Source organism: Acidithiobacillus sp. TH-A36 (assembly GCF_057473445.1).
On record NZ_JBYCKP010000631.1, the window covers coordinates 1 to 2,055 of the forward strand.

A 2,055-nucleotide genomic window follows, 5' to 3' on the forward strand; every position below is an offset into this window, starting at 1 on the left:
ATAATCGGCCCTCCTGGGTGTCAGAGGAACCGAGCAAAACCGGGCGATCTGCCGTTCAGGGTTTTGGGGCTACAAGACAGAATGACGCATTCTGTCTCGTGGGCGGAGTTTCATTCGCCCTCAAACGTTCATAAAACTGTGCGCTCCCTTGCATTTGTGCCGGCATCGCTCTAGATTGATAGAGAACTTAGTTACTTCATGACTAAGCTCCTCCCGGAAGGCCTAGTATACGGTGATACTAGGCCTTCAACTTTAAGTCTTATAAGACAACAAGATCGGTAACTTCCATCCTTCAAGTAGCTAATAATCGCTATACATTTAACCGCGACAAATCTAGACGGAAGTCTTCACCTTGCATAGCTTGGCCACTGGTCTTTCACCAAATGCGTACTCACGTTGAGAACATGATTTTCTCAATTTCCTTGCATCTTTCCAGTATTGTTGTATGCTTTCCACATGAGGTAGGCAAAAAGAACACACTCGATGTTTTTCATGGGGTGATGCTTAGACCTCTAAACTTTGGTTGAGGAGGAGTTCAAAATGAAGAAAAATTTAGTGGTATTGGCCGTTGCGGCCGCCTTTTTAGCACCTGGAATCGCTTTTGCTGCAGACAACGGTAATGCTAGCGGTGTGTTCCAACCTGAAAACTCCCAGGATACCGGTCCTATCCTCTACGGATATGCCCAGATCACCGGCAGTAATCAGTTTGGTACCAATGGTCCCGAAGGGCTGATTTTTGGCGCACACCGCATTCGTTTGGGCGTGAAGGGTACAGCTGTTCCTGGCGTGACCTATAACTTTCAGTACAAGTGGGATGGTGCATGGATGAGTGGCGGCCCTCTTGCTAACACGATGGGCGAATCTGGCGTCCAGGACGCGGAGATTAACTTTGCGTTTATCCCTGAAGTCCAGCTAAAAGTCGGAAAGTTCCGGGTGCCAGTAGGCATGGAACGTACCCAATTCAGCGGTAACGACTTGTGGTTCATCCAGCGTTCCATGAACCAGAGTTTGGGCGCTGATCGCGCTGCAGGTGTGATGTTCCACAGCCCCAATGTAATGAATACGGGTTTCTACTACAGCTTGGGAATGTTCGATAATGGTTCTGTAGATGGAAATAACGCATTTAGCAGCAATGCATTCTACAACAATGTAACCGATGGCATGACTGGTGCCGGACAAAAAGTGGTTGGAGGCGTTATGACCAATGGCGCAGGCAAGTACCTATTTGCCGGCATGGTTGGTTACAAGCTGAACCCGTTGTTGAACATTGAATTGTCCGGAGCCCGTTCAGATACAGCCAATTCTGGTGGACGGATCAGTCCCACTTTGATTGGTGCCAACCAAGTTGATTCTTGGAACGTAGGCGCCCGTGGCGGCATGATGGGACTGAAGTACATGGCTGAATATAGCCATGTAAATGGGTACGGCGGTGTCTCAGGTTTGCGTGGCAGCGATTGGTATGTGGCGTTGGCAGCAAACCTACATCAAATGACCTTAACCCCAGATTGGTTGGATATTGAACCTGCTGTACGTTTTGAACGTTTCGACTGGAAAGGCGCTGCAGGTTCCGGTGTTCCAGGATCTATCAACGGTGAGTATCTGAACAATACCACCATCGGCGTCAACTATGATCTGAATCCTAACAATCCGTATGCGGCTCGTGTGCAGTTGAACTATGTAATTCCGACGGGTGCCTCCGGTTTCCGTCACGAATTGCAGGCAACTGGTGCCAATTATGCTCCTTCAAATGCTTATATCTACAACACGCTGGCCCTGCAGTTCCAGGCTGGTTTCTAATTAACTAACCATGAATATAAAGCCGCTATCGACTTTGATAGCGGCTTTTTTACATTCTCATGTCATACTCGAAACAAAGCGCTAACGACGATGAGCATTTTCGAATTGCTGCAAAAGCAATTATTGCTCTACGCAATGAAAAGCTGGCTGGGATCGCACGGAATTTGCAATTTGATCCTGGTGGACTATCCGGCTGGTTAGGCGGAACACCAAATAGATTGTCATTTGAGAAGAAGGAAATACTCTCCTGTTACCTAG

2 protein-coding genes are annotated in these 2,055 nt (G+C 47.9%); both read left to right on the plus strand.

Going from position 1 to position 2,055, the window contains the following annotated elements; translation table 11 throughout:
• The first annotated feature begins 540 nt into the window (after positions 1-540).
• Positions 541-1,797 carry a porin gene (locus tag AC2VLY_RS15770; protein WP_486894439.1) on the plus strand — a complete coding sequence of 419 codons (1,257 nt, stop codon included), beginning with the start codon at positions 541-543 and terminating at the stop codon, positions 1,795-1,797.
• Between the two features lie 59 nt (positions 1,798-1,856).
• Positions 1,857-2,055: hypothetical protein (locus AC2VLY_RS15775; protein ID WP_486894440.1), on the plus strand; the 199-nt coding region annotated here is incomplete at its 3' end.

Excerpts from the sequence above, each read along its gene's own strand:
- AC2VLY_RS15770 (WP_486894439.1), top strand. The coding sequence starts at position 541 with ATGAAGAAAAATTTAGTGGTATTGGCCGTTGCGGCCGCCTTTTTAGCA.